This is a genomic window from Dactylosporangium sucinum, from assembly GCF_014647515.1.
GTDB lineage: Bacteria > Actinomycetota > Actinomycetes > Mycobacteriales > Micromonosporaceae > Dactylosporangium > Dactylosporangium sucinum.
Map to the genome: position 1 here is coordinate 1 of NZ_BMPI01000155.1, position 3,970 is coordinate 3,970.

6 protein-coding genes are annotated in these 3,970 nt (G+C 67.9%); 3 read left to right on the forward strand and 3 right to left on the reverse strand.

Annotated features, from left to right (window positions below):
- Window positions 1–138 precede the first annotated feature (138 nt).
- From IEZ31_RS55385 to IEZ31_RS55395, 3 genes are all read right to left on the reverse strand, one after another.
- Entirely contained in the window at window positions 139–1,656 is a 1,518-nt protein-coding gene (locus IEZ31_RS55385; RefSeq protein ID WP_190258229.1) for a recombinase family protein, read from the reverse strand.
- Entirely contained in the window at window positions 1,653–1,991 is a 339-nt protein-coding gene (locus IEZ31_RS55390; RefSeq protein ID WP_190258230.1) for a hypothetical protein, read from the reverse strand. Before IEZ31_RS55390 ends, IEZ31_RS55385 begins: the two co-directional genes overlap by 4 nt.
- Window positions 1,992–2,143: 152 nt before the next feature.
- Window positions 2,144–2,569, reverse strand: a complete 426-nt coding sequence (locus tag IEZ31_RS55395; protein WP_190258231.1) for a helix-turn-helix domain-containing protein — start codon at window positions 2,567–2,569, stop codon at window positions 2,144–2,146.
- Between the two features lie 216 nt (window positions 2,570–2,785).
- On the opposite strand from IEZ31_RS55395, the gene IEZ31_RS55400 reads away from it, so the two are divergent.
- The 3 genes from IEZ31_RS55400 to IEZ31_RS55410 are packed head-to-tail and all read left to right on the forward strand — an operon-like array spanning window position 2,786 to window position 3,719.
- Window positions 2,786–3,103 (forward strand): hypothetical protein, encoded by a 318-nt coding sequence (locus tag IEZ31_RS55400; protein ID WP_190258232.1) that lies wholly within the window; start codon window positions 2,786–2,788, stop codon window positions 3,101–3,103.
- Window positions 3,100–3,255: a hypothetical protein gene (locus tag IEZ31_RS55405; RefSeq protein ID WP_190258233.1), complete on the forward strand. Its 156-nt coding sequence runs from the start codon at window positions 3,100–3,102 to the stop codon at window positions 3,253–3,255. The genes IEZ31_RS55400 and IEZ31_RS55405 overlap by 4 nt, the downstream gene beginning before the upstream one ends.
- Window positions 3,255–3,719: an HNH endonuclease signature motif containing protein gene (locus IEZ31_RS55410; protein ID WP_229837330.1), complete on the forward strand. Its 465-nt coding sequence runs from the start codon at window positions 3,255–3,257 to the stop codon at window positions 3,717–3,719. Before IEZ31_RS55405 ends, IEZ31_RS55410 begins: the two co-directional genes overlap by 1 nt.
- The last annotated feature ends 251 nt before the right edge of the window (window positions 3,720–3,970 follow it).

The window sequence follows — 3,970 nt, forward strand, 5'->3', positions numbered from 1 at the left end:
TCCAGTGATGGATGAGTGTTCACGGTAGGTGGTCGCCGCTGCAGGGTTGTGATGCTTGACACACACGCCCGGACACTTCTTCGTGGACGAGTGTTCCCGGCACCTATGTGGCAGACCGTAGTAGTCGCAGCCCAGGCCCTACTCCGACTCCAGCGGATAGTACGTTTCGCCCCACGTTGACAGGATTTCCACCCTCACCCGGGACCTGCCGCCGCGCACGCCGGACTCTCCTGGCGGACGCAGCACCCCCATCCGGTCTATGAGCCCCCGCAGCACGGCCCGCTGCCGCGCGGCCGGCATGCTCGGCCACGCCTGCAACAGCCCCGGCGGCACTGAGGGGCGAGCCGGAACCCGCGCTGTTGCCGACTCCGCCGCCGCCAGCTGCTGCTCCAGCCGTGCCTTCAACTCCTCGATCTCATCCCGGGTCGCCCGGTACGCGGCATCCGGGACAAGGCCCTCCGTCCAGCCGGACGTCAGCCGCACCAGCCGCTCATCGGCGCGGGCGATCCGCCGCGACAGGTCCTGGGTTTCCGATCGCAGCACCACCCGCCGCTCGGACGCGGCCCGCTGCCGCTCCCCCGCAGAGTCAATGTCCGTCGCGAGATCCTTCAGAAACAGGTAGGCCGCCCGTTCCACCTTCGACCGGGTCACCGTCACACATCGGCACGTGTGCGTCTGCGCCCATTTCGAGCACACATATCCGTAGCCGGTCCGGACGCCGAGTTTCGTCGGATGCATCGGGAACCCGCAGTCGCCGCAGCGAATGAGTCCGGTCAGCATGTACTTCGCCTCGGACGGCTCCGGCGGTCTGGTCTTCACACCCCGCGCCCGCCGGTACGCCTTCCACTCGTCGTCGGTGATGACGGCCGGGTGGACGCCGACCGCCCACTGCTGCATTCCGGTCTTTGTCGCTTTGCCGTAGGTGACGAGCCCGGCACCGAACCCGGAGTCCAGGAGCCGCCGGACGACGTCGGCCCGCCACGGCCGGCCGATGCGGTTGGGGATGCCTTCCCGGTTGAGCCAGGCGGCGATGCTGTTGCCGCCGGCGCCGTCGATAAACCGGCGGTACATGTCGGCGAGGATCGGGCCGGTGATGGGGTCGATGTCGTAGGTGTTGGTGCCGGCCTGGTGGATGTAGCCGTAGCGCTGGCCGCCTTGGGCGGGGGTGCCGTTGTTGCGCCGGCGGGCGTGGACTTCTTTCCACACTTCTGATTTGAGTTCGGATTCGTAGGCGGCGAACTCTGCCATCATGCCGCGGGCGAATCGGCCGGAGGCGGTGCTGGTGTCGATGGGCTCGGTAGCCGACTCGATGCGTCCGCCGACGCTTTCGACCATGTCGCAGACGACGGCGAAGTCGCGGCGGGATCGGGAGAGCCTGGACCAGCGCCAGACGATGATGATGTCGGCTTCGCGGTTTTCGATGCGAGCGATGGTGGCGGTGACCTGGCGGCGTTTGAGGGTGGTGCCGGTGCGGCCGGGGTCGGAGACGACGTCGATGACGTTGTAGCCGCGGCGTGCGGCGTAGTCGCGTGCGGCGGTTTCTTGGAGTTCGAGGCTGACGGAGTCGTCTCGGGAGATTGACTGCCGGACGTAGATGATCGCGCGAAGGGGTTGTTCCGGGACGGCCCGGAGTCGGGGGTTTGCCGCGCGGGTCATTGGACGAGGTGGGGGCGTCGCTGGTTGATGGCTTCGGCGGTGTCGCGCATGCCGGCGAGGCGGCCGTCGGTTTCGCGCTGGTCGCCGTAGTCGCCGATGGAGGCGGCGAGGCGGTCGAGGCGCTGGTGGAGCTGCCTAAGCATGGTGTCGCGGCAGACGGCGGCGATGTTGCCGAACCAGGCGAGGGCGGCGATGAACCAGAGGCCGCGGGAGATGTTTTCGGAGAGAAGTTCGATGTTGGTGGCGGCTTCGGCGATGACAGCGAAGCCGATGAGAGCGGTGGTGAAGACGCCTACGAGGAGGGTGGTGAGCCGGAGGCGGCTGAAGTTAGACATGACGGCGGTACCTCCGTCTGGAGGAAGTGCACGCCCGCAGGCGTGCGCTTTGTCCCGTTTGGCCCCGGTGCGTTTCGCTAGGTGGTTGACCGTACGCGCCAGTAGCCACGCCGTCAGCGCATCCGTGGATGGATGACCCGAACGAGTGATCATCAACCGGCTTTTCGGCGCCGGCCACGCATCGTCTTGCGGTGCGGCTCGACGATGCGGTCGAGCAGCTCCTCGAGCACGCGGCGGTCCGCAACCGAGATGGGTGACGTCGGCTCCAGCATTCGCCCGATCTCCACGGCGAGCGGATGAAGCGGTGTCCCTGCACCGGCGACCCTGATCGTGTCGGCCGCAAGGTTGAACCCGGTGATCTCGGCGAGCTCCGCGAGTTCGTCGACACTGAGCCGCAGCGCGGCCGGCAGGAGCTCGATTTTCTCGCGTTCGGGTTGGATGTCCGGCCGGTAGATCCAACGGCTAATCGTGGCCTGGGCGACACCGACCAGGGCGCCGAGGTCGGTCTGGCTCAGGTTGTGCTGGCTCATCTGCTTGAGCAGCCAATGCCCCAGCCTGGTCGGCTCTTTCGCGGCCACGCCTGCCTCCCCCATCCGTTGATGGATGGAGCGTATGTCATGAACTGACCCGCCGGTCCGGTGCCGCACGGCCCGACGCATCGACAGTGATTTTTTATCGAGAGGTATCGCTGTCATGAAAGCAGAGTAGCGCCCGGCCGATCATCCGCGAACACCATCCACGCGGATGACCAGATCTGCTTGCCAACCATCCGTGGATGGATATACCGTTCATCCATGCACGCAACCCAGACCCGGAAGCGGACCGCACGGTCCCTCCGCAACGAGCAGCTCGGCATTCGCCCGCGTCGCTCCGAGCACACGGTCCTGCTGCGCCGCGCCGAATTCGACCAGGTCATGGAGTCCGAGGGCTACAAGACGAACCTCGAAGTCGCCCACTTCCTCGACCTCGGAGAAGGAACCGTCTCCCGCCTCCGCAGTGGGGAGTCGAAGCCCGGCACCGGCGTCATCGCCGCGATCGTCAAGAAGCTGCCCAAGCTCCCGCTCCGCCGGGTCTTCGACTTCGGCGACGACGACATGCCGGCCGCCGCATGAAGACCTACGAGCAGGCGATCGCCGACGCCGCCGCCGCATTCAACGACTTCCTCGCCGAGGAAGGCCGGCAGCTGGCCACCGTCGCCGCACTCCCCCAGCCCGAGCAGCAGGAAGCCCCGCGCCGCCGCCAGCGACCCCGCAAGGCCGCGTAATGGAGCCTTACGCCCGCCTCCTCGGCAAGGTCGCCATGGGTCCCGACGGCTGCTGGATCTACACCGGCAGCATTCAGCCCCGCAGCGGCTACGGCTCCTTCGGCGTCAGCAAGGGCAAGTCGATGCCCGCCCACCGGGCCGCGTACCAGTTCGCGGTCGGCCCGATCCCTCACGGCGCCCAACTCGACCACGAGTGCCACACCCGCGACACGACCTGCCCCGGCGGCCCGTGCCTGCACCGCCGCTGCGTCAACCCCGACCACCTGGCGCCGGTTACCTCCCGCGAGAACACGCTCCGGTCCCGGACATCGGTCGCTTCCCTGAACGCCGCGAAGACGCACTGCACAAACGGGCACCCGTTCACGGCGGAGAACATCGGCCGCGGCGTCAAGGCCGGCCGGACGTACCGCGAGTGCAAGACATGCAAGCGGGCGCGGGACGCGTCTCGCCGGAAGGCGGCCTGACATGCCCGCCCAGACCCTGCACGCCGTCGCCGAACTCGGCGAGCTGTGGCGCGTCGACGAGCTTCACCGCCGAGCTCTCGTCGAAACCAGCCAGCCCGCGGCATCCACGGCCTGAAAACAGCGGGCCCCGACGGTGGCACCCGCCGAGGCCTCGCAGTACCGACCACCCAGACGAAGGGCCAGCACTATGCCCCAGGATCGTACATCGACCGTCACCGACGCGCGCTGGCGTGACACCGCCGCCGGCCGCA

Excerpts from the sequence above, each read along its gene's own strand:
- IEZ31_RS55385 (WP_190258229.1), bottom strand. The coding sequence starts at position 1,656 with ATGACCCGCGCGGCAAACCCCCGACTCCGGGCCGTCCCGGAACAACCC.
- IEZ31_RS55390 (WP_190258230.1), bottom strand. The coding sequence starts at position 1,991 with ATGTCTAACTTCAGCCGCCTCCGGCTCACCACCCTCCTCGTAGGCGTC.
- IEZ31_RS55400 (WP_190258232.1), top strand. The coding sequence starts at position 2,786 with ATGCACGCAACCCAGACCCGGAAGCGGACCGCACGGTCCCTCCGCAAC.
- IEZ31_RS55405 (WP_190258233.1), top strand. The coding sequence starts at position 3,100 with ATGAAGACCTACGAGCAGGCGATCGCCGACGCCGCCGCCGCATTCAAC.
- IEZ31_RS55410 (WP_229837330.1), top strand. The coding sequence starts at position 3,255 with ATGGAGCCTTACGCCCGCCTCCTCGGCAAGGTCGCCATGGGTCCCGAC.